Below are 22455 nucleotides of genomic sequence, written 5' to 3'. Positions count from 1 at the left end.
GAGGACGCCGGCGCTCGCCGCGGGGGTCACGCCCGTCCCGGGCTCAGAGGACGTGCAGGCCGTCGGCGGTGCGGATGAGGATGGTGTCGGAGCCGGAGGTGTTCCACATCGCCACCAGGCAGAAGGTCCCGTCGTTGGCGGTGCAGGTCAGCTCAACGCCGAGAGCGCCGCTGCCAATCTCCTCCTTGCGCACGCGATCGCCAATCTTCTGACCGGCGACGAGCGTCACGACATGGCTCAGGTCGAGGACGTCGTTCTGCTCCCTGGAGTAGTTGGTGATCCGCAGGTCCTGGGAGAGACCTGTCGCATCGATCACGAAGGTGTCCTGGTGATCGGTGCCGCTCATGGTCTTGCTCTCGCCTGAGCGCAGTACCGGCCTGCGAGCGTCGGCCACGTCCTTCGTGGTCACGTAAGCCTGCAAAACGGTAGAGAAGTCGCTGGTGTTGCCGGCCAAGTCGGTCTGCCGGGCCCGGAAGCGGATCGATCCGTTCAAGGGTGGTACCGCGACTTCGCTGTTGAGGGTTCCGAGGGCCGTGCCCGAATACGTGGCTCCGTTGAGTCCCGTGGCCCACCAACTCGCGCCGGCCTCCAGGCCGCCAATGACCACGGTGCTGTCAGCGGTGAAGAAGTCCGAGGCGCTCGCGCCGGTATCGTCCTTCAACCAGACCTTCGGCGCTTGGGCAACACGGTCCAGTTCGAAGCGCAGGTGCGTGAACTCACTGCGGTTGCCGGCGGCGTCCACCTGCGCGATGTCGACCCAGTTGACGCCGTCGCCGCCATAGGCCGAGTTCTCGATCCGCATCGAGTCGTCACCATCGAACCACTGGTCGCCCCGGGTTGCGATGCGGTACTGCCAGCGGTTGCCCGCGGTGAGCCCGGTGACCTGGATCGTCGCGTCCTGCGTGATGCCGTCGGTGGCGCTGGCGCCGGTGTCGTTGAGCAGCGTCGCGCCGAGCTTGGGCGGCGGCGTGCGATCGAGCTGGAAGTTGACCCGCTGCAGCGTGCCGTTGCCGGCGCCGTCGTACACACGGAGGTCCACCCAGCGGGCGCCGTCCGGGAGGTCGGCGGGCATGGGCACGATGTTGCCGGCCGCGCCGCCACCGGAGCCCCAGTGGCCGGTGTCGAAGGTGTAGCTGAAGGTCTTGCCCGGGGCCAGGACCAGCTCGAGCCGCCCGTCGTTGGTCAGCCAGTCGGTGCTGCTCACGCCGCTGTCGTTGACGAGGCGGACCACGGCCGGACCGTCCGCCTTCGTGTCGAGGACGAACTGCAGCGTCTCGATCTGGCTGATGTTGCCGGCGGTGTCGAGCTGACGCACATGGACGATCTTGGCGCCGTCGTGGTCGCCGAAGAAGCCGGGCTCGACGCGGCCGTCTCTGCCTTCGAACCAGGACAGGCCGTCCATGCTGTACTGCCACTTGGCGTTGGGATCCAGGTTGGCCACCAGCACGGTGGCGTCGCGGGTGACGCCGTCATGCAGGGAGATGCCGGCCGGATCCGCGAAGACGGTCGCGCCGGTGTCCTCGCTGAGCCGCAGCGTCGGCTTGGCCGCCGAGGTCAGCAGCTTGAATTCGAGCGATCGCACCTCGCTGTGATTGCCGGCGGCATCGGCCTGGCGCACCAGCACCTTCCAGTCGCCGTCGTGCGTGAACGCCGATGCGGGGATCGCGCCGTCCTTGCCGTCCCGCCAGGTCTGCCCGTTGTCCAAGGAATAACGCCAGCTCGCGTTCGGCTCCAGGCCGGATACCAGCACGGTCGCGTCGCGGGTGACGCGATCGAATCCGCTGGTGCCGGTGTCGTTCATCAGGGCCAGGACTGGCGCGGCAGGCGGCTCGGTGTCCGGCTCGGGCTTCGGGTCAGGCTTCGGATCGGGCTCGGGCTCGGGCTCGGGCTTCGGGTCCGGCTTCGGATCGGGCTCGGGCTCGGGCTTCGGGTCAGGCTTCGGGTCTGGCTGAGGCTCGGGTTTCGGGTCTGGCTGAGGCTCGGGTTTCGGGTCCGGTTTCGGATCGGGTTGAGGCTCAGGCTTCGGATCCGGCTTCGGGTCTGGCTGAGGCTCAGGCTTCGGATCCGGCTTCGGGTCTGGCTGAGGCTCAGGCTTCGGGTCCGGCTTCGGGTCTGGTTGAGGCTCGGGCTTGGGGTCCGGCTTCGGGTCTGGTTGAGGCTCGGGCTTGGGGTCCGGCTTCGGATCGGACTGAGGCTCGGGCTTCGGATCCGGTTTTTCTTCCGGCTTCGGCTGCTCCGGCTTCGGCGGATCAATGGTGATCGGCGTCGTCGAGCTGGACCCGCCGCCCGACCCGCCCGCCGCTGCCGCGCCGGCAACGCCCAGCAGGCCCAGGCCCGCCGCGAGCATCGCGCTGGATCGGCTGCTTCGCAGCGGGTCGTTCTCATCGGCCGGCGCGCCGGTGTCGGCGGTGGCAGGCGCATCGACTGGCGCGGCTGCCTCTCCGGTCGGCGCCGGGGTCGCGTTGGCGGGCGTGGCACCCGTCGCGGCAGTCTCTGCTGGCGGTACGGACGGCTCCGCGGCGGCTTCGGCCTCTTCGTCGTCCCGACGGCGGCCTGGCGCGGCGCGGGTCACCGGGTCGGGAGTCGGAGCCGCCCGTTCCAGCGGTCGGACGGCAGGCGTGGGAACAAAGTGATGAGACATGGCGTGAGTTGGCTGACCATCGGAATGAGGAGGCGGTCAGTCTCCTGAACCCGGACCTCCAGTTCGATGGTCGAGAAAAGCCAATTCCTGCGGTGCCTCCTGCTCCAACAGAGGACGCTCACACATCAATCAGCAGCGAGGCGGCGGCTATCGATCGCATCACGAGGTTCTATTTGGATCGGGCGACGCGATCGACTACGGTCGTGTCTGGCTGTGTCGCGAGGGCCCGCAGAGGTCGCGATCACATTCCTTGGGGTCAGTCCTTGCTCCTGTGTGCGGTGGCGCACCATCGCGCGGTTCCTGTCGCGGCCGGGAACCGCGCTTGCCGCCGCGTGCAGGACCGGCGAGGGCGCTCCGTCCACCGGAAAGGGAGAAGACATGACTTCACGCGCACCCCGCCGTGGGGGCTGGCATTGGCCGGCCCTGCTCGGCACCGCCGCCGCGGTGGCCTCCGTGCCCCTGGCCACGAACACCGCGATGGGCGAAACCGCCGCGCCGCCGACCAGCTACATGCCGGTCGTCATCACCGAGGATTTCGACAGCGTCGTCAAGCGCATGAGCGCCGCGAAACCCGGCCTGGCGCGGAAACACGCGGACCTGCTCAACGAACGCTACGACCTGGCCAACCGGCCGTCCCCGGGCGCGACGATGACCAAGGGCAAGGTCCTCCAGGACGGCGTGCGGGTCCGCCTGCCGCGCGGCGTCAGCTGGGAGCAGCTGGCGGCGATGAGTCCGGACGACATCAAGGCCAAAGACCTCTTCCCCAAGGGTTTCCTGCCGCTGCCGCATCCGAACCATCCCGAGGGCGGGATGGTCTTCCCGAAGTTCCACATCGACGAGATCCGGCGCCAGGAGATCGACCGTGACCTGACGCGCTTCGACCTGGACTACGACCTGCCCGACCACTTCCTGCCGGAGTTTCCGGCGCCGATCTTCCTGACGACGCGGCCCGACCTGGGCGACGTGTCCAAGGGCGAGCTGGTGACGATCAACAACTACTTCCGGCTGTTCAACGGCGTGCTGAACCCGAAGCAGCTGGAAGGCGTGCGGCTGCTGGTGACGCCGTTCCCGCAGCAGCAGTTCAACCAGACCGACGACCGGCGCACGCTGAAGCCCAGCCGGGGCGTGGCGTGCCTGGACTGTCATGCCAACGGCCACACGAACGCGTCGACGCACCTGGTCGGCGACATCCGACCGCAGCCGTTCCGGCACCGGATCGACACGCCGACGCTGCGCGGGGTCAACATCCAGCGGCTGTTCGGCTCGCAGCGGGCCTTGAAGACGGTGGAGGACTTCACCGAGTTCGAGCAACGCGCCGCCTACTTCGACGGCGATCCGGTGATCGCGACGAAGAAGGGCGTGAACGTGCTGGAGCGCGGCAGCCAGGTGCACTTCATGGCGGAGTTCCAGGCCCTGCTGGACTTCCCGCCGGCGCCGAAGCTGGGCATCGACGGGAAGCTCGATCCGAGGAAGGCGTCGCAGCAGGAACTGCGCGGACAGCAGCTGTTCTTCGGCAAGGCGACCTGCGCGAGCTGCCACGCGCCGCCGTACTACACGGACAACCTGATGCACAACCTGCGGACCGAGCGCTTCTTCAAGCCGAGGATGATCAATGGGCGCATGGCCAACATGGACGGCCCGATCAAGACCTTCCCGCTGCGCGGCATCAAGGACTCGCCGCCCTACCTGCACGACGGCCGGCTGCTGACGCTGGAGGATTCGGTGGAGTTCTTCAACCTGGTGCTGGAGACCCAGCTCACCGAGCAGGAGAAGAAGGACCTTGTGGTGTTCTTGAAGGCGTTGTGATCACCCGCGGGCGTTGCCGATTGCGCAACGCCCGTTGCATGATCGGCAACGCTTGGCGCCTCACCGCTGCATCACCACCGTCACCGCGTAGAGCAGCAGCCCGATCACGCCGCCCACCAGCGTGCCGTTGAGGCGGATGAACTGCAGGTCGCGGCCGACGCTCAGCTCGATCTGGCGAACGAGACTGCGGTCGTCCCAGGACTTGACCGTCGACGCGATGTGTCGCGTGACGCCCTCGCGCATCCCGCCGACCATGCGGCCGGCGGCCGACAGCACATGCGCGTTGATCGCCTCCACCAGCGACGGGTCCCGGCTCAGCCGGTCGCCGAGCCCGGCGAGCGAATGGTCCAGGTGCCGCATCAGCACGGAGTCCTCGCGCTGCAGGTCGCGCTCGATGGTGGCGCGGACTTCGGTCCAGACGCCGTCGAGGTAGGCGCGCACGTCGTCGCTCTGCACGACGCGGTCCTTCATCGCGTTCACCTCGCGCGCGAACTCCGGGTCCTGGCGCAGGCGCTCGATGAATTCGTGGATCCAGTCGTCGAACTGCCGCCGCACCGAGTGATCGGGCTGCGACAGCGCGGTCTGGACTTCCTCGACCAGTTGCAGCGCGAGCTTGTCGGACAGGCTGTCGGCCATCTTGTCGACGTTGGCGATCGTGTCGACGAGGGAGGTCGCCTTCGGCCACTGCGCGCGGGCGAACTTCACCAGCCGCGCGGCGACGAGCATCCGCACCTCCGGCGTGGCGAGGTAGTCGCGCAGCTTGGACAAGGCGCCGTCGAGCACGTCCTGGTGACGGCCGGACTTGGTCAGCACGTCCAGCACCGAGGCGGCGGTGGCGGTGGCGTTCCAGGACAGCGCGCGGGCGACGAGGAACTCGCCGATGGCGCGGCGCACCGCCTGCTCGTGAAGCAGCGAGATGCCCTCGATGGCCATGGCGCGGACGGAGCCGGTGACCTGCGCGAGGTTGGCCGGCTCGCGCAGCCACTGGCCGAGGCGCTCGGCCGGGTTGAGGATCTCGAGCTTCTGGAGCAGTACCTCGGGATGCAGGAAGTTGTCGCGGACGAACTCGGCCAGGCTGTCGGCGATGCGGTGCTTGCCCTGCGGGATGAGCGCGGTGTGCGGGATGGGCAGGCCCAGTGGATGGCGGAACAGCGCGACGACGGCGAACCAGTCGGCCAGGCCGCCGATGGCGGCGGCTTCGCAGAAGGCCTTGAGCCAGGCCCAGGGACCCTGGGCCCCCATCACGAGGCTGACGGCCAGCCCGGCCAGCGAGGCCAGCAGGCAGCCCAGCGCGACCAGCTTCATGCGGCGGAGGTCGGCGGCGCGGGGGTCGGTAGGGGCGGGGGAGTCGATCAAGGGCATCGGCGACGGGGCAGCAGGATTGATGCCTGGGGCAGCCTGCCGGCGGAGCGATGGACCGGACCTTGTATCACCAGCGCAGGGCAAAAGGTGCTTCGGACACGCTCCGGGTTCTCATCAAACCGACCGGGATCCGACTGGCGCATGTCCATCGATTCAACATCCGCTCCGACGCGATTCAACTTGCTGCCGGATGGCTACATCGCCAAGTCATTGTCAGCACTAAAGAATTCCCGTCAAATTCAACATATCGAATTCACCCATTTCACTTCCTACGCACATGGCGACCTTTCTGGACCATCCGCTGCGGCTCCTCAATCCCAGCTTCTCGTCGCCGCTGCTGGACGTCCTCACCGACTTGGAACACCTGCGACGACTGCAGCTCAACGGAACGACGCCGCCGATGGTGTTCATGCAACTCAAGCAGGTGTTCCATCTGCTGGAGAGCCTCGCCTCCGCTCGCATCGAAGGCAACCACACCACGCTGGCGGACTACGTGGAGACCAAGTTCGGGGGGCCTGCGTCCTTGCAACGTGCTGATCAAGAGATCGACTCGTTGCGGGAGATCGCCAACATCGAGCATGCGATGGACGAGATCGATGCGGGGCTCGAGCCCGGCTCCGCGCTGAGCCAACACTTCATCCGCGGTCTTCACGCGATGACCGTCGATGGACTGGAGCGCGAAGGCGACAAGACGCCTGGGGCCTACCGGAGCGGGTCTGTCGGCATCGCGATGTCCGAGCACGCGCCCCCGGATGCCGTCCGGATCGGGGCCTACATGGGAGAGTTGGTCGACTTCGTCAATCGGGACGACCAGCGCAAGTACGACCTGATGAAGGTGGCCCTCGCGCACCATCGCTTTGCCTGGATCCATCCGTTCGGCAACGGCAACGGCCGCGTCGTGCGCCTCTTCACCTACGCGCTCCTCATCAAGTACGGGTTCCGAATGACCGCTGAGGACGGACGTCTATTGAATCCAGCGGCGGTGTTCTGCGCTGACCGGGAGAAGTACTACGCGATGCTTTCGTTGGCAGACAAGGGGACGGATGCCGCGCTCGAGACGTGGTGCACCTATGTGTTGACTGGTGTGAGAGACGAGTTGAACAAGGTCGATCGTTTGTCCGATTACCGGAACCTCACGGCCGAGATCCTGCTTCCCGCGATCGCTCACGCGCGCGAAAGGCAATGGATCACCGAGCAAGAGGAAAGCGTTCTGAAGGTCGCCGTTCTCCGGAAGGTCGTGAGGTCGGCAGACCTCGCCGATGCCATGCCGAAGAGTTCCCCGGCTCAGCGTACCTATCAGATCCGCAAGTTGCTTGCGAACGGGATGCTCCAGCCCACCCATCCGGAGGCGCGTCAGTACACCATCGGATTCAGCAGCAGCACGCTGCTGCGCGGCGTGATCAAGGCGCTGACGGACCAAGGCTTCATTCCGCGCGCCGTTGTCGCTTGATCCGAGCCAGTACGAATCGCTCAGCCCAAGTCCACCGGCATCGAGGCCGCCGTGACCGGTGACACCGTGGTCCAACCCAAGACGGCATACAGCGCGGCGCCCGCCTCGGTGGCCACCAGCACGCCATGCCGCGCCCCATGATCGAGCGCGCCATTCGTCAGCGCGGCCATCACGCCCCGTCCGAGTCCCCTTCTCCGATGCGCTTCATCGGTCACGATCTGATCGAAGGTGGCGAAGGCGCCGTCGAGAGCGGCTTGACCGCTCGCCGCGAGATCGCCTTCGTCGGTGAGGACGGTCGCCCGCAGCAGCGCGCCGACCCGTTCGATTTGGACGCGGTAACCCGCTGCGAGCGACTCGGCGCCGCGTGCGAGCGCGACGCTCATCAGGAACTCCGGGGCGTGGATCTTCCAGTCCTTGGAGAGCAACGGCGACACGCTCTCCATTGGCGCGCAGACTTTCAGCCAGGTGCCGGCCGCAGACTCCTTCGCGACGAGTTGCTCAAGGACCTCGCGATCCAGATGCGGCAGGACGTATCGCGTGGTTTGCTCCGGCTTTCCGACGCGGACCTCCCAATATCCGGTCCGCTGCATCGGCGGTGGCGTATCCCGGGAAATCGCCCAGCCGCAGGTCCAGGCTTGAGCGGCAACAGAGCGCTCGAGGACGCCGGAGTCAAGCAGGCCGGCGGTTTGCGAGGTCGGTGAAAACATCGGGCTGGGGTGGCAGTGAGAGGGATGGAGGGGCGTCACGCCGCTTGCAGCGCGCCATGCGATTGGCGAGTGTGCTCCTCCAGCGCGCCAATTTCGACGACGGCGAGATTGCTGAGCGCTTCCCGCACGAGATCCCGGCTCGCGACATGGATCCGACCCCACAGGCAGTCCGGGTCCTCCATCGTGACGATGGAATCGCGCAGCAGCGCGGCCAGGAGCGTGAGTCGATCGCGCACGTTGAACATCGCGGCGCCAACGGTGATCGACGGATCGAGCAGCGCTTCAGCGGGATCGCCATCGCGCATAGCGGCCGGCTTGTGCCGCGGCGGAATGACGGACGCCTCCCGCAGCACCATGCGCGTGTATTCGGTGTCGTCGCACAAGGGTTTACGGCTCAGAAGCGGCGTGCGCAGGCGCTTCGCCTTGAAGGGCAATTTCTTCCGATCGAATTCAACATCGACATGATCGAGGGCGATTTGCTCGGAGATTCGAAATCCGGTTTCGGCCAAAGCGCGGATGGTTTCAGCGGGGATCATTCGGAGTCCTTCAATAAACAACGTTGAGGGACGTCCACCGGTCACCTATTAAGGAGGGTGGGCGAGATGTCAAAACACGCTCATCTAACGTGCGACCACCCTCACGGAATGGTCCATCTCGCCCGCGGAACGGCGAATATGAGACGTCGCAACTGCGGCCGCCAGATGAGAGGCGTTTTGAGCACCTAAACGAATCTTCCTCCAATCGCGCCCGATAGAAAATCACACAAACTCGCCAAAGTTCTTCTGTTTCCACTCAATTCAGTAGACACGCCAACTGAGTCCAGTATTTGGCTTCGAATCATCGGCCTGTATTACCCGTCCCACCTTTAGGCTTCACCACATTTCGGCGCTTCCGCGCTTGCGGGCCCTGTTCAATCGGAGAACGTCCCGACGGCGCGGCTTTGGAGCTAGCTGATGCAATGGGCATTGCCCTACCGAACTTTTGGCCATCGATCGAGGCAGTCGGCCGTGGATGACTCCGCTTCGACTTATTTCGACGACGCCTTCGCAACTCCTTTTCCGCACTCTCTTGCAGTTTGGGCCGCAAGCCAATATCCAAGGCCTTCGCAACCCCCGGATTCACCACCAAGATGGCAGAAACCTTCACTTTTGGAGCAATATTGTTCAATGTTCTCTCGCGAAAAGAAAAATGAACAAACTTCTCGCGCTCGTTTCCCATCTCCTCCCGATATCCGATGACATTCACGTCAAAGAAGAACTGAAGAAGCGCTTCAGGATCACGAATGTACTCCACTGCATGTAGCTTCTCCCCGGAGATCCATGCCTTGAACTTTTTATAGGCCGCTGAAAATTCATCAAAGGAAAATTCCGTTTTACCGTTCAAATATTGAAAGAACTTAACGTAGAGCTGAAAATCATCGGGAGTCATGTAGAAATCAGAATAGTCCCGCACCTCCCCCAAGAGGTAATCAGCATATTCCTTCGTATAGTCCGGATCTCTAACAATCTGGGATTCAAAACTGGTACTTGCAACAAGAGCACCGCGCCTTGCATGAATGCGCCTAGCAATCTTAATGAAGGTCAACAAGTCTCGCGGCTTTTGAAAGGTGGTACGTAACAGCCTCTTGAAAATAGTATTGGAATCGGCCGAATTGAAGTAATTATCAGCAGCCTCAATCGGCGTAACCAAGAAGCCTTGTTGACTGGAAAAGAACTTACCAGTTGCTTCATAGAGCCGTGAATCGCGGAGCGCAAGCTCCGTTGTTGACCAATCGAGAAGAACCGAATTATCTCTAAGGCGAGAGTTCGAATTATATAAGTTGAGCTTATGAAAGACGTCGGGGCGTACCAGAAGCACCACCTTCATACGCCCTCTGGAATCCCGAATATTTGCAAAGAAGTCGTTGTTTAACTGCCAGACCGCTTCGCCGAGTCCTTTGACGCACTCCAAATAGTCGCCATACGGAACGTCTTCAGGTCGATAATCGATGCCATCGACAAAGAGAACGTGATTCCGCGCAAGACGCAAATCTCCGAGTGCGCCCTTCAATCGAGTTTCCGTCTCCAACAGATGATGGCGAACGCTTTGCGATTTTTCGACTGAGCGCTGGAGATCTTTAGCGGAAGCTTGTAGAGCCTTATCGTTCCCAACGGACAGCGAAGTATTGGCTTCAGCTGTCATCTCGAACGCCACTTCCACCTCAGGGTTCAAAGAATCTTCGTTGAAACGTTCAATTTCCTGCTCTACGGCGTCGAACTTGCCGGTGACGCTTTGCAAAAACCCCTTCGACTTGGCCACCAAAGCTTGCGCCATCATGTTTAGTAGCATGGGTCGCCAGATATTCGCGTAGTCGCTATACTCCAACTGCCCCTTCTTTTTGAGCGCAATGAACCTTTTATATTGGGTTTCGGTCATCGTGGACAAGCGGCATCTGGTATCCTCCACGGTATTATTATCCAAATAAACAGCATAGGCTGTCTTACCGGACCCCTTTTCTCCGATAAGATAATAAATTGATGACCCCAGAATTGCAGAGACGTCACTTGTTTTAAGGAAAATTTGACTAAAAAATTCTTTCTCTTGCCGCGTTTTGTAATTCACAGCATCATTAAATGGCTCTCTCAGCCCCACCACCGGCAACCACTTTTTTGATTCTTTATCGGCCATCTTCCCTCCCTTTAATTTTCGTTAGTAGAAAGCCATTCAGAAACCAAACGCCAACCTCACCCCGCCCCAGTGCCGCCCGGCAACGGTGACCGGCGCCGACGCCTCCTTGAGCAGCACGAAATTCCCGCCGCCCATATCGCGGCGGTAGGTTTGCAGGAGGAATGGCCGTTGATTCCGGGCGGACGCCAGCCCGGTGCGGTCATTGAATATCCGGCGATATCGGCTGTTGGCCGTGTTCCAGGCCGTGTCCCCGGCCCGTTGTGGCTGGCAATATCGCTTGTTGTGGGTCGCGACATACCCGTTGCGGTCGACCGCGATGCAGAACACCACCTTGTCCGAGAAAGTCAGCATCCGTTCCTGCACCTGCGGGAACAGCTGGTCCGCGATCTGCGTGAAGCGCGTGGTGAATTGCTGGGGATCGGTGCCGGCGATCGGCTGGTAGTGCTCGTCGAAAAGCGCCGCGGCGTCGATCTTGCGTTCCGCCACCGCGCGCTCGAGCAGCGCTGAGATTTCCGCCGCCGCCTCCTGCACCGCCTGGATGTACGGCGAGTCCTCGACCTCCACGCCGCTCGACGCGATCTGCTCGATCATCTGCTCCGACAGCCGCAGGAAGCGGTCGCTGCAGGCAAAGGCCGAGTCGAGCTTGCGCATCGCCTGCTGGATCTCGACGCCCAGCTCGCCGGAGCGCGCCGCCAGCAGCTGCGTCGTCGCCTGGCTCTCCTGCGCGGACTTGGCGATCAGGTCCACGTCGACCTCCACATCCGCGAAGGCCTGGTGGATCTTGCTCTGCGCGGCGCCTCCCGCGCCGTCCGCCCGCAACTCGCGGCTGAAGCTCTCGATCCGCGAATCGAGCGTCCCCACCGTGCCCATGATCGCCTTCGAGGACGCCTCGACTTGCGCCGCGAGGTCCTTCACCGCGTCCGCCACGACGCCGAAACCGCGTCCGGCCTCGCCGGCGCGCTTGGCCTCGACCGACGCGTTGAAGGCGACCAGCCGCGTCTGCAGCGCGATCTTCGTGATCTCCGACGCCGCGTCGCTCACCAGCCGCAGCGTCGAGACGATCTCGCCGACCTCGTCGCCCACGCCGGACAGCGCCGTGCGCGCGCGCCCCACCGCCTCGCGGGTCTGGTTCGTCGATTGGTTGATGCCGTCCTGCGCGTGCCGGACCTGCTCGAGCTCCGCGCCCAGCGCCTGCATCGCCTGCGCCTGCGAGGTCACGACCTTCTGCGTGTCCTCCAGCAGCCCGCGGACTTCGGCCGCGTCGCGGCCCAGTTTGGACACGCCGCCCGACAGTTCCCGGACGACGGTGGTGGTCTTGCCTTGCATCGTCGGCTCGCGCGGGCCGATCCCGGCGCCGCCCTCCGACGCGTCAGGCGACGCCTTCCCGGCTCGCCTGCGCAATGAGTCCCACATCGGACGCTCCCCCATGGTGTTTGGACCACAAGGACTGCGGCCGCTGTGCGGCCCGTTTTACCAGTCGCGCAGCTTCACGCGCAATCGGGCAATCGCTTGACTGTGCAGCTGGCACACCCGCGATTCGGTCACCTTCAGCACGGCGGCGATCTCTTTCAGGTTCATGTCATGTTCGTAGTACATGGACATGACGTAACCCTCGCGCTCCGGCAGGTTCTTGATGGCCTCCACCAGCGCCTCGCGCATGCGGTGGTCGCGCAGCATCGACATCGGATCGGCCGACTCGTCGCTGACGTGGCGGTCGAGGTAGTCGTCGCTGTCGTCATCCCCGGAGATGTCCTCCAGATAGACCAGCTGCGTGCCGCGTACCTTGCCCAGCATCTCCTGGTACTCGCCCAGCGAGATGCCCATCTCCGCGGCGATCTCCGATTCCTGCGGCGGGCGGCCCAGCTTCTGCTCGAGCTTGTGCACCGCGCTCTCGATCGAGCGCTGCTGCCGCCGGTTGCCGCGGCTCATCCAGTCGCTACCGCGCAACTCGTCGAGCATCGCGCCGCGGATGCGCTGCGTCGCGAAGGTCTCGAACTGCACGCCCTGCGCCGTGTCGAAGCGCGACAGCGCGTCCGTCAGGCCGATCAGGCCGACCTGGATCAGGTCGTCCAGTTCCACATTGGCCGGCAGCTTGGCGATCATCTGATGCGCCAGGCGGCGCACCAGCGGGCTGTACTGGCGGATCAGCGAGTTGTTGTCGAGTTGACCCTTGGCGGTGTACATCGTCTCGTCTCCCATCCGGGGTCAATGCGCAGCCAGGGTCACGCCTAGCGGGGCGCGGCCGGCCTTGGGCTGCCACATCGGCCGCGGACGCAGCGGCATCGCATCGGCGGCGCTGTCCAGCGCCGCGCCAGGCACCGACGCCAGCAGCAGCTCGCGCGCCATGTGACGCATCTCGTGCGTCAACGGCGCCGTCACCGGCTGGCGGGGATCCAGGCAGGCCCACTCGCGCAGCACCGCGCCGAGGAAACCATCGCCGCAGCTCGAAAGCTGCTGCGCGATCCGCTCGGCCAGGCGCAGCTGCGGATTGCAGGCCAGCAGCAGGCTGTAGACCATCAGGCCCGCCCGCTGCGTCAACCACTTCATGCCGGCGTAGGCGTAGGTCACGCTCTGCACGTCGGTGTCGGCCAGCAGCACCGGACGCACCTCGCGCGAGACCAGCACGCGGCTCAGTTCGGCCGCGCTGGCGTGCAGCAGGATCACGTCCGCGAACGGGGCCGCGTCGGTCACCGCTTCCAGGAACTGGGCGGCCGAGCCGTTGGCGTTGATGTAGCGCAGCGGCAGTCCGCGCGCGGCCAGGAAGGACACCTTGGCCGACAGCGCCTCCACGCAGGCCGCCAGGTCCACCGCCGCGAGGTCGGACGGCGCCGAGGCCTGCTCGCCGGCGTCCACCACCAGCGTGTGCAGACCCAGCTCGGCGAAGGCGGCGCACATGCCTTCGAGCAGCGCCCCGCTGCCCACGACATGCGGATTGCTCACCACCGGCACCACCCGCACCCGCGCGGTGGCGAAGAGGCGTCGCAGGCCGTCGGCCTGGTCCTTGGGAGCATTGCTGAAATCGCGCATTGGGCTGCTCTGTGTCGTCTTACGTGTTGGGTTCCAGCGGTCGTTTCCCTCTGTCAGGAAAGCGCCATTGCTGGAGCCGTTACCGGAAGTTTCGCCCCGGGGGCCACCCTTCGACGCGGAATTGAAAGGGGGAAACACCCCGCTTTTCTCTGCCGCTTTCGCCCTCGCTTGCCTCTGGCCCGGCGACTTCAGGCCGTTGCCGGCCTGGGTCGCGCACAGGACAAGTTGACCACCATGCTGCAACGTCGGGTTAACAAAGCCCCAACGACAGAAGGGAAGAGCATGGCTCTTCCCAGGTTCGAGGCGTTCGGGGACGGCCACCACCCTCACCCCCACCCTCTCCCGCAAGCAAGCGGGCGAGGGAGTCAGGAGGGGGTGTTGTTCGGTCAGTTCAGGCCCATGGGCGAGGCTGCGCCGGCCGACGCGCCGACGGAGCCGGCGGTGAAGATCAGGTTGACGTCGGAGGCGTCCATGCGCCAGGCCGACTGGCCGTGGCTGCGCAGCGCGCGCTGCACCAGGGCCTGCGACGACAGGCGATGCCAGTCTTCCGGCACGCGCTGGCCGTTGGTGACGCCCAGCACCCGCAGCTTGTGGCGGATCACCGTGTCCAGCGCCGGGGCCAGCTTCACCGCCTCGTCCAGCTTGGACAGGATCACGCCCTGCGCTTCCGCGCCGCGCCAGGCGCCGACCACGTCCTCGATCGTCTCGCCCTGCTGCGCCGCGTTGACGACCAGGATGCGCTTGATGCTCTTGTGCGCCAGCATGTCCAGCAGCTCGGCGGTGCGGCTGTCGCGCTGCGCCGTGCCGGCCGTGTCGATCAGCACCATCTTCTTGCCGGCCAGCAGCTCCAGCAGGTCTTCCAGCGAGGCGCGGTCATGCGCCGTGTGCACCGGCACGCCGAGGATGCGGCCATAGGCGCGCAGCTGCTCGTGAGCGCCGATCCGGTAGGCGTCCAGGGTGATCAGGCCCAGCTGGCTCGCGCCGTACTTGGTGGCGAAGGCCGCGGCGATCTTGGCCGTCGTGGTCGTCTTGCCGACGCCGGTCGAGCCGATCATCGCGAACACGCCGCCCTGGTCTTCCAGCGCCGGCATCTGCTCGGCGGTGTGGACGTTGCGGGCCAGCACGTTCGAGGCCCAGGCCTGCGATTCCGATTCCTCGGTCATCGGGGCCGGCAGGCCCTCGACCAGCTTGCGCACCAGCGCGGGCGAGAAACCGGCGTCCAGCAGCTTCTGCGTCAGGCGGGCCTGCGCGGGCTGGCGCTGCAGCTTCTCCATGAAGGCCAGGGCGCCGAAGCGCTCCTCGATCATGCCCTTCATGGCGCGCAGCTCGGACATCATTTCCTGCTCGCGACGCGACGACGCGGGCATGTCGTTCAGCGGATGGCCGCCGAAGCCGCCACCGACGCCGCCCAGGTCGGCGACCGGCTGCTGCACGCGGATCTCGTCGCGCAGCACCGGCGGCACGATGCGCGGCGCGGGCGCCGGAGCGGGCTGTTCATACGCGCGCTCGTCGACACGGCGCGCGCCCAGGGTCTGCATCGCGGCACGGGCGCGCTGGTCGCGCTGCGCGGCCATCGAGGCGACCGATTCATTCATCTGGGCCTGTGCGTAGGCGGCGGGCGCCGGCTCGTCGATCATCGGATCGGGCAGGCCGTTGAGCTCGGCCGAGCGGCGCTTGAGCATGCGCTCGCGCACGTAGTCCTGGAAGGACAGCGTGCTCATGGCCATCGCGTTGACGTCCTCGCCGACCGAGGCGCCGAAGCCGGGCTCCGCGCGCTGCGGGGCCGGCGACGCGGCCAGGCGCTGCTTGAGGGCCTGGCGCGGTTGCGCTTCCTGGCGCTGCGGCTGGGCGGCCTGGCGCGGCGCGGCGGCGGCGCGGGGCGCCTGGGCGGCCACGCGCTCGATCTGCGACATGCCTTCCGGCGCCATCGCCAGCACTTCCACGCCTTCCGGGCAGGGCTTGTTGGAGAGCACGACCGCGTCGTCGCCGAAGGCCTGGCGGACCAGGGCCATGGCTTCGCGGGAATTGCGGGCGGTAAAGCGTTTGACGTTCATGCCGTGCCTCCGATGATGGAGCCGATGCGGATCGTGTGCGTTTCAGGAATCTCGCTGTGTCCCAGGACCTTCAGCCGCGGCGCAGCGCGCTTGAGCAGTCGGGCCAGGGGCGCGCGGATCAGGTCAGGCACCAGCAGGCAGGCGGGCAAACCACGGTCCTCCTGGGACTGGGCGGTCTGGGCGGCACTCCGCGCAAGCGTGTCGGCCACACCGGGATCCAGCGCCGCGCCGTGAGGCGAGTGCAGGGCCTGCGTGACCAGGCGCTCCAGCTCCGGATCGAGGGCGATGACATCCAGTTCCTTGGCCGGACCGTAGATCTGCTGCACGATCGCCGGGGCGATGTGGATGCGGATGCGACGGGCCAGCTCGGCCGGATCGGTGGTCTGCGTGGCGTTCTCCGCCAGGCTTTCCACGATGGAGCGCATGTCGCGGATGTGCACGCCCTCTTCCAGCAGGAACTGGAGGACTCGTTGCAGGGCGGCGACATTGACCATCTTTGGAATCACGTCTTCGATGAGCTGAGGCGCTTGCTTGGTGAGGTGATCCACCAGCTGCTGGGTTTCCACCCGGCCCAACAATCGGGCCGCGTGAACTTGCAGCAAGTGTGAGAGATGCGTGGCCACCACGGTCGCGCAATCAACGACGGTAAATCCCGCCATTTGCGCCATATCCCGTTGCCGCTCCTCGATCCAGACCGCCGGCAGTCCGAAGGCGGGATCCGTCGTCGGCGTCCCGATCAGCTTCTGCGTCGCATGACCGGGGTTGATCGCCAGCCACATGCCCGGGTAGGCCTCCGCCTCGCCGATCACCGCGCCGCGCAGCGTCACGCGGTACTGGCTGGGGCGCAGCTCCAGGTTGTCCCGGATGTGCACCGAGGGCGGCAGGAAGCCGATGTCCTGCGCGAACTTGCGGCGCACGCCCTTGATGCGGCTGAGCAGGTCGCCTTCGCGCGACTTGTCCACCAGCGTGATCAGGCGGTAACCCACTTCCAGGCCCAGGGTGTCCACGGCCTGCACGTCGTCCCAGGAGGCCTCGGCATCCGGGTTCGGCGCGCCCGGCACCGGGGCGGCCGGCTTCTTCAGCTCGGCGGCCTGCTTGGCCTGCTCCTTGGTTCGCAGCCAGTACGCCAGATAACCCATCGCGCCGGCGATCATCAGGAAGACCAGGTGCGGCATGCCCGGGATCAGGCCCAGCAGGCCGATCACGCCGGCGGTGATGGCCACCGCCTTGGTCGAGCCGAACACCTGCGAGCCGATCATCTGGCCCACGTCCTTGTCCTTGCCCACGCGCGACACCACCAGCGCCGAGGACACCGAGATCAGCAGCGCCGGGATCTGCGCCACCAGCGCGTCGCCGACGGCCAGCAGGATGTAGCTGTCGGCGGCCTGGCCGGCGGACAGCCCGTGCTGGACCACGCCGATCACGAAGCCGCCGATGATGTTGATGAACAGGATCAGGATGCCGGCGATCGCGTCGCCGCGGACGAACTTGGAGGCACCGTCCATGGAGCCGAAGAAATCGGCTTCGTCGCCCAGTTCGGCGCGGCGGCGCTTGGCTTCCTTCTCGTCGATCAGGCCGGCGGACAGGTCGGCGTCGATCGCCATCTGCTTGCCGGGCATCGCATCCAGGGTGAAGCGGGCGCCGACCTCGGCGATGCGCTCGGCGCCCTTGGTCACGACGATGAAGTTGATGACCACCAGGATCGCGAACACGATCAGGCCGACGGCGAAGTTGCCGCCGATCAGGAAGTGGCCGAAGGATTCGATCACCTTGCCGGCGGCGCCGGCGCCGGTGTGGCCTTCCAGCAGCACCACGCGGGTGGAGGCCACGTTCAGCGACAGGCGCAGCAGCGTGGTGATCAGCAGCACGGTCGGGAAGGCCGCGAAGTCCAGCGGCTTGACCATCTGCGAGGCCACCAGCATCACCATGATGGACATGGCGATGTTGAAGGTGAAGAACAGGTCCAGGGCGAAGGCGGGCAGCGGCAGCACCATCATCGACAGGATGATGATGATGGCGATCGGTGCCCCGAGCGCCTGCACGATGGCGGCGCGGGGTCCGAGGAGGTTCTGCAAACGGGCCATGAGCTCGTTCATCGGGTTTGCCTTCTGCCTGGGTTCAACGGGGAACTCGACGAGACCATCGAGCCCCGCCATTGTTCGGCGGAGCCCCACTGTCCTTTAGCCCGATAAGCGGGCCTTTTCCCCCCCGAACCGCGCCATTGGTGGAGAGCGGCGGGCGGGACGGTGCCCCCTTGAAGCGAATGCCGAGCGGGCGCAGGCGTCTGAGCGGAAAGGGGGCACCGTCCTGCCCGCCGCTGGCTCGGTCTCCCGCGGCTCGGTCTTTCGACGGCTCGGTCTTCCGCTGGGCGATCAGCCCGGGCGCCCTTCAGGGAAAGCGTCCTCCGCCTCGTCCTCCGGCGGCGTCCAACCCGGCTTCTTGTGCGGGTCGAGCTCGTCCGGCACGGCCGGGTTCGGCGCCGCGTTCGGCGCCATGCCCTGCCCCTTGAGCGCGGCCTTGAGCTGGTACACGTAGGCCAGCACCTGCGCCACCGCGCCGAACAGCGCGCCGGGGATCTCCCGATCCAGCTCGGCGTGGGCGTACAGGGCACGGGCCAGGGCCGGCGCCTGCAGCACCGGCACCTTGCTTTCCTTGGCGATGTCGCGGATCTTGAAGGCCAGCAGGTCCAGGCCCTTGGCCACCACCCGCGGCGCGCCGAACTGGGTTTCGTCGTAGGCGATCGCGACCGCATAGTGGGTCGGGTTCATCACGACCAGGTCCGCCTTGGGCACCGCCGCCAGCATGCGACGCTTCACCAGCTCGCGGGCCTTGTGGCGCATCTTGTGCTTCATCTCGAGGTTGCCTTCGGCTTCCTTGAGCTCGTTCTTGGCCTCCTCGCGGGACATCTTCAGCCGCTTCAGGTAGAGGTGGCGCTGCAGCGGCACGTCGATGACGGCGAACAGCGCCAGGCACAGGCCAAGCATCATCAGGCCGCCCATCAGTTGCTTGCCCGCGAAGGCGAGCGCGGAAGGCAGCGGCACCGACATGATCCCGACGAAGCCTGCGATGCGGTCCTTCAGCGCGATCGCGCCGACGATGCCCAGCACCAGCGACAGCAGAACGGCCTTCAGCGCCGTGGTCAGGTTCTGCCACTGGAACAGCCGGCCGAAGCCGGTGACCGGGTTCAGGTGGGTGAACTTGGGGCTCAGCGGCTTCATCGTGAAGTTCCAGCCGCCCGAGGCGATGTGCGCCGCGATCGCGGCCATCGCCAGGATGAGCATCGCCGGCAGGCCGAGCACCATGCCCTGCCAGGTCAGCGCGGACAGCCGCTCGGTCATCATGCCGGCGGCGCGCAGCTGTTCGGCATCGAAACGCAGCGCCCCTTCGAGCATGTGCTGCAGCGTGTCGACGGCATACGGCGTCGACGTCGCGAACAAGGCAGCCCCGGTCGCCATCACCGCGAAATGCGGCAGATCCCGGGAACGCGGCAGCTGGCCCTCCTTGCGCGATCGTTCGATCTTTTTCTGCGAGGCGGGTAAGTTGCGGTCTTGTGCGTCTGAATCGGCCATATGCGCAATGAGGACGCCGCGGCCCCATGCCGCAGCCTCGCCATTGTTCGGCCGCAGGCCGCCTGGCCTTGGCCCGATAAGCGGCGGAATTCAGCCGGTCTTCTCAGCCGGCCTTCAGCTAATCGTCTCAGCCGCCCAGAAAGCAGAAACCCGCGCCGGGGCGCGGGTTTCGTGGGGGCACCGGCTCGCGGCCGGCAGCGGCGATCAGAAGCCCAGCGAGGCCAGCAGGTCGTCCACTTCGGACTGGTTGGTCACCACGTCGGCGCGGCCTTCCGGGTTCACGACCGGCCCTTGCAGGATGCTCGGATCGACCTTCTCGCGCTGCTCCGGCGGCACCACCGAAACGAGCAGCTTCACCAGCGAGTCTTCCAGGTCGTTGGCCAGGGTCACGACCTTGGCGACGACCTGACCGGTCAGGTCATGGAAGTCCTGTGACAGCATGATGTCGGTCAGGTGGGTGTCGATCTTGGAGGTCGAGGACTCGACCTCCTTGACGAAGTTGAGCACCGCGCCCGAGGCCACCGCGCGGACCGGGTCCGCGGTGATCGCCTGGGCCATCGCATTGGCGGCCTCGGTGATCTTGGCGTGCTCGGCCTTGGCCTGGTCGACCGAGTTCAGCACCTTGTTGGCGGCGTCGGCGGTCTTGTTGGCGATGTAGGTCAGACGGCTGCGCGCATCGGGCAGGCCGTCGGTGGCAACCTGCAGCTTGGGCATCACGCCCAGCTGCTGCATCGTGTCGTGCAGCACGCGGGTGATCGTGCCGATCTGCTGGAACACCTCGGGCGAGACCATCAGCGGTTCGTTGCCCTGCGACAGTTTGGCCAGTTCTTCCATCTGCATGGTGGACTCCCCAGCGTCAGGCCGCAGCGGCCAGCTTCTGCATGATCTTCTGGACCTTTTCCTCCAGCGTGGCCTTCGTGAACGGCTTCACGATGTAGCCCGCCGCGCCGCTCTGGGCGGCCAGGACGATGTCTTCCTTGCGGGCTTCGGCCGTCACCATCAGCACCGGCAGGTGCTTCAGCGAGGCATCCTCCTTGATGGCCTTGAGCAGCTCGAAGCCATTCATGTTGGGCATGTTGATGTCGCTGACGACGAAATCGTATTTCGCCTGTTTCAGCATGCTCAGGGCCTCGACGCCATCTTCCGCCTCTTCGGCGTTGTTGTAGCCGATCTCCTTCAGCAGACCGCGCACGATCCGGCGCATGGTCGAGAAGTCGTCGACGATCAAGAATTTCATGTCAGTGCTCATGGCGTTCCTCTGAGGGGACTGGAGGGCTGTGTTATCGGCCGGAGGGCGCGGAACTTGAGGCCTGCGGCGCGCTCGCCGCGGGATTCGCAGTGTCCTCGTCCTCGTCGGGCAGGTTCTTCAGCACCGCATCCTCGGCATCGCGATTCATCACGATGATGCTGATGCGGCGATTGACCTGGGCTTTGGGGTCTTTCGTGTCCAGCAGTTTGCTCGACGCCAACCCCTGCACGCGAAGGACCCGGGCATCCGGCAAACCGCCCGCCACCAGCTCGCGCCGCGAGGCATTGGCCCGGTCCGCCGACAGTTCCCAGTTGCTGTATCCACGCTCGCCCGCAGAAAACGGCTGTGCATCCGTATGACCCTCCAGCGTGAGCCGGTTGGGCACCTCGGACAACACGTTGCCGAGTTCCTGCAGCAATTCGCGCATATACGGCTTCACCACCGCGCTGCCGCTGTCAAACATCGGGCGATTATTCTCGTCCACGATTTGGATACGCAAGCCCTCGCGGGTCATGTCGAGTCGGATTTGCCCACCTAATGCCGCAATTCGCGGGTTGTCGGCAATGATTTTCTCGACCTTGTCCTTCAATTGCTGCAGACGCACCCGCTCGGCGCGGCGCTGCTCTTCCTTGAGGGCCTTCAGGTTGATGGTTTTCCGAGGGGATTCGACGTCGCCGGCCTTGACCTGGCCGGTCTGGCGCGTCAGGTCCTGACCGCCGCCCTTGATGATGTGCGAGGCGTCGCCCGAACCCGAACCGCCGAACATCGCGACCTTCAGCGGCGAGGCGAAATAATCCGCGATACCCTTCTTGTCGCCCTCGGTCGTGGAGCCCAGCAGCCACATCAGCAGGAAGAAGGCCATCATCGCCGTCACGAAGTCCGCGTAGGCGATCTTCCACGCGCCGCCATGGGCGGCATGGCCGCCCTTCTTGACGCGCTTGATGATGATGGGCTGCAGTTTCTTGGCGTCACCGGCCATGGCAAATGACTCCGATCACTTCTTCTTCACGTGGCCTTCGAGCTCGGCGAAGGTCGGGCGCTCGGTCGAGTACAGCACCTTGCGGCCGAATTCGATCGCCACCTGCGGCGCATAACCCTGCATCGAGGCCAGCAACGTGGTCTTGATGCACTGCAGTTCCTTGCCGGCCTCGTCGACCTTGGCCTCGAGCGCGCCGGCCAGCGGCTCGGCGAAGGCATAGGCCAGCAGAATGCCCAGGAAGGTGCCCACCAGCGCCGAACCGATCATCCCGCCCAGCACCGCCGGCGGCTGGCCGACCGAGCCCATCGTGTTCACCACGCCCAGCACCGCCGCGACGATGCCGAAGGCCGGCAATCCGCCCGCCAGGCGCTGCAGCGCGATCACGGCGAGGAAGGCCTCGTGGTGGTGCGTGTCGATCTCGGCGTCCATCAGGGACTCGATCTCGTGCGCGTTGAGGTTGCCGGACACCATCATCCGAAGATAGTCGGTGATGAACTCGGCCACATGGTGGTCGTTGCCCACGGTGGGATATTTCTGGAACAGCGGCGAGCTGTGCGGATCCTCGACATCCTTTTCAATCGACATCAGGCCTTCCTTGCGGGCCTTCTGCAGGATGTCGTAGAGCAGCGCCAGCAGCTCCATGTAGCGGGCCTTGGTGTACTTGCTGCCCTTGAAACAATCGCCCAGGCCCTTGAGCGTGGCCTTCATGACCTTGGGCGGATTGGTGGCCAGCATGCCGCCGATCGCCGCGCCGAAGATGGTCGTCATCTCGAAGGGCAACGCATGCAGCACCACGCCGATGTTGCCCCCGTGCGCGATGAACACGCCGAAGATGCAAGCCAGGGCCAGCAGCCAACCGATGATGACAAACATGGAATTCGTTCCGTCCTGAAGTAACCGCCGCGTCCCCTCGCGGTCCGGGCCATCTCATCCCTTATCGACCG

The 22455-nt window shown here is 65.4% G+C and carries 17 protein-coding genes; 2 read left to right on the top strand and 15 right to left on the bottom strand.

What is annotated here, in order from left to right; translation table 11 throughout:
* Positions 1–43: 43 nt before the first annotated feature.
* Positions 44–2572, bottom strand: a complete 2529-nt coding sequence (locus FHT38_RS25580; RefSeq protein ID WP_183490208.1) for an Ig-like domain-containing protein — start codon at positions 2570–2572, stop codon at positions 44–46.
* Positions 2573–3019: 447 nt separating this feature from the next.
* Between FHT38_RS25580 and FHT38_RS04280 the strand changes: the two genes are divergently transcribed.
* Complete coding sequence (locus tag FHT38_RS04280; protein WP_221213733.1) at positions 3020–4447, top strand: hypothetical protein; 1428 nt, start codon at positions 3020–3022, stop codon at positions 4445–4447.
* Positions 4448–4507: 60 nt separating this feature from the next.
* On the opposite strand, the gene FHT38_RS04275 is transcribed toward FHT38_RS04280, so the two are convergent.
* Positions 4508–5752, bottom strand: a complete 1245-nt coding sequence (locus FHT38_RS04275) for a DUF445 domain-containing protein (RefSeq protein ID WP_255488597.1) — start codon at positions 5750–5752, stop codon at positions 4508–4510.
* Positions 5753–6086: 334 nt separating this feature from the next.
* On the opposite strand from FHT38_RS04275, the gene FHT38_RS04270 reads away from it, so the two are divergent.
* Positions 6087–7259 carry a Fic family protein gene (locus tag FHT38_RS04270; protein WP_183490199.1) on the top strand — a complete coding sequence of 391 codons (1173 nt, stop codon included), beginning with the start codon at positions 6087–6089 and terminating at the stop codon, positions 7257–7259.
* 20 nt (positions 7260–7279) lie between these two features.
* Here FHT38_RS04270 and FHT38_RS04265 read toward each other — a convergent pair whose 3' ends face one another.
* The 13 genes from FHT38_RS04265 to motA all read right to left on the bottom strand — a co-directional run bounded on the left by FHT38_RS04265 (position 7280) and on the right by motA (position 22384).
* On the bottom strand, positions 7280–7966 hold the full coding sequence (locus FHT38_RS04265) for a GNAT family N-acetyltransferase (protein ID WP_183490196.1): 687 nt from the start codon (positions 7964–7966) through the stop codon (positions 7280–7282).
* Between the two features lie 35 nt (positions 7967–8001).
* The gene (locus tag FHT38_RS04260) at positions 8002–8502 is read right to left on the bottom strand and encodes a hypothetical protein (protein WP_183490192.1); all 501 of its coding nucleotides are present in this window, start codon (positions 8500–8502) and stop codon (positions 8002–8004) included.
* A 301-nt stretch (positions 8503–8803) separates the two neighbouring features.
* Positions 8804–10633, bottom strand: a complete 1830-nt coding sequence (locus tag FHT38_RS04255; protein ID WP_183490188.1) for a P-loop ATPase, Sll1717 family — start codon at positions 10631–10633, stop codon at positions 8804–8806.
* A 36-nt stretch (positions 10634–10669) separates the two neighbouring features.
* Positions 10670–11959 (bottom strand): methyl-accepting chemotaxis protein, encoded by a 1290-nt coding sequence (locus FHT38_RS04250; protein ID WP_183490186.1) that lies wholly within the window; start codon positions 11957–11959, stop codon positions 10670–10672.
* A 144-nt stretch (positions 11960–12103) separates the two neighbouring features.
* Complete coding sequence (locus tag FHT38_RS04245) at positions 12104–12817, bottom strand: RNA polymerase sigma factor FliA (protein ID WP_091725006.1); 714 nt, start codon at positions 12815–12817, stop codon at positions 12104–12106.
* A 21-nt stretch (positions 12818–12838) separates the two neighbouring features.
* Positions 12839–13660 (bottom strand): flagellar biosynthesis protein, encoded by an 822-nt coding sequence (locus FHT38_RS04240; RefSeq protein WP_183490183.1) that lies wholly within the window; start codon positions 13658–13660, stop codon positions 12839–12841.
* Positions 13661–14046: 386 nt separating this feature from the next.
* Positions 14047–15714: a flagellar biosynthesis protein FlhF gene (gene flhF, locus FHT38_RS04235; RefSeq protein ID WP_183490180.1), complete on the bottom strand. Its 1668-nt coding sequence runs from the start codon at positions 15712–15714 to the stop codon at positions 14047–14049.
* Positions 15711–17810: a flagellar biosynthesis protein FlhA gene (flhA, locus tag FHT38_RS04230; protein ID WP_147241687.1), complete on the bottom strand. Its 2100-nt coding sequence runs from the start codon at positions 17808–17810 to the stop codon at positions 15711–15713. Before flhA ends, flhF begins: the two co-directional genes overlap by 4 nt.
* Positions 17811–18086: 276 nt before the next feature.
* Entirely contained in the window at positions 18087–19283 is a 1197-nt protein-coding gene (locus FHT38_RS04225; RefSeq protein ID WP_091722425.1) for a flagellar biosynthesis protein FlhB, read from the bottom strand.
* A 204-nt stretch (positions 19284–19487) separates the two neighbouring features.
* On the bottom strand, positions 19488–20123 hold the full coding sequence (locus FHT38_RS04220) for a protein phosphatase CheZ (protein ID WP_183490177.1): 636 nt from the start codon (positions 20121–20123) through the stop codon (positions 19488–19490).
* Positions 20124–20139: 16 nt separating this feature from the next.
* Positions 20140–20532 (bottom strand): chemotaxis response regulator CheY, encoded by a 393-nt coding sequence (gene cheY / locus FHT38_RS04215; protein WP_058934552.1) that lies wholly within the window; start codon positions 20530–20532, stop codon positions 20140–20142.
* Between the two features lie 31 nt (positions 20533–20563).
* Complete coding sequence (gene motB, locus FHT38_RS04210) at positions 20564–21511, bottom strand: flagellar motor protein MotB (protein WP_147241686.1); 948 nt, start codon at positions 21509–21511, stop codon at positions 20564–20566.
* A gap of 15 nt (positions 21512–21526) precedes the next feature.
* A complete protein-coding gene (motA, locus tag FHT38_RS04205; protein WP_091722416.1) occupies positions 21527–22384 on the bottom strand; it encodes a flagellar motor stator protein MotA in 858 nt (285 codons plus the stop codon).
* Positions 22385–22455: the final 71 nt, after the last annotated feature.

It is taken from the genome of Mitsuaria sp. BK041, from assembly GCF_014193085.1.
Classification (GTDB): domain Bacteria; phylum Pseudomonadota; class Gammaproteobacteria; order Burkholderiales; family Burkholderiaceae_C; genus Roseateles.
Note: the sequence above shows the minus strand (reverse complement) of the source record. Positions and strands in the feature narration are given on the sequence as shown.

Coding starts and splice junctions, on each gene's coding strand:
- FHT38_RS04280 (WP_221213733.1), top strand. CDS start 3,020: ATGACTTCACGCGCACCCCGCCGTGGGGGCTGGCATTGGCCGGCCCTG.
- FHT38_RS04275 (WP_255488597.1), bottom strand. CDS start 5,752: ATGAAGCTGGTCGCGCTGGGCTGCCTGCTGGCCTCGCTGGCCGGGCTG.
- FHT38_RS04270 (WP_183490199.1), top strand. CDS start 6,087: ATGGCGACCTTTCTGGACCATCCGCTGCGGCTCCTCAATCCCAGCTTC.
- FHT38_RS04265 (WP_183490196.1), bottom strand. CDS start 7,966: ATGTTTTCACCGACCTCGCAAACCGCCGGCCTGCTTGACTCCGGCGTC.
- FHT38_RS04260 (WP_183490192.1), bottom strand. CDS start 8,502: ATGATCCCCGCTGAAACCATCCGCGCTTTGGCCGAAACCGGATTTCGA.
- FHT38_RS04255 (WP_183490188.1), bottom strand. CDS start 10,633: ATGGCCGATAAAGAATCAAAAAAGTGGTTGCCGGTGGTGGGGCTGAGA.
- FHT38_RS04250 (WP_183490186.1), bottom strand. CDS start 11,959: ATGCAAGGCAAGACCACCACCGTCGTCCGGGAACTGTCGGGCGGCGTG.
- FHT38_RS04245 (WP_091725006.1), bottom strand. CDS start 12,817: ATGTACACCGCCAAGGGTCAACTCGACAACAACTCGCTGATCCGCCAG.
- FHT38_RS04240 (WP_183490183.1), bottom strand. CDS start 13,660: ATGCGCGATTTCAGCAATGCTCCCAAGGACCAGGCCGACGGCCTGCGA.
- flhF (WP_183490180.1), bottom strand. CDS start 15,714: ATGAACGTCAAACGCTTTACCGCCCGCAATTCCCGCGAAGCCATGGCC.
- flhA (WP_147241687.1), bottom strand. CDS start 17,810: ATGAACGAGCTCATGGCCCGTTTGCAGAACCTCCTCGGACCCCGCGCC.
- FHT38_RS04225 (WP_091722425.1), bottom strand. CDS start 19,283: ATGGCCGATTCAGACGCACAAGACCGCAACTTACCCGCCTCGCAGAAA.
- FHT38_RS04220 (WP_183490177.1), bottom strand. CDS start 20,123: ATGCAGATGGAAGAACTGGCCAAACTGTCGCAGGGCAACGAACCGCTG.
- cheY (WP_058934552.1), bottom strand. CDS start 20,532: ATGAGCACTGACATGAAATTCTTGATCGTCGACGACTTCTCGACCATG.
- motB (WP_147241686.1), bottom strand. CDS start 21,511: ATGGCCGGTGACGCCAAGAAACTGCAGCCCATCATCATCAAGCGCGTC.
- motA (WP_091722416.1), bottom strand. CDS start 22,384: ATGTTTGTCATCATCGGTTGGCTGCTGGCCCTGGCTTGCATCTTCGGC.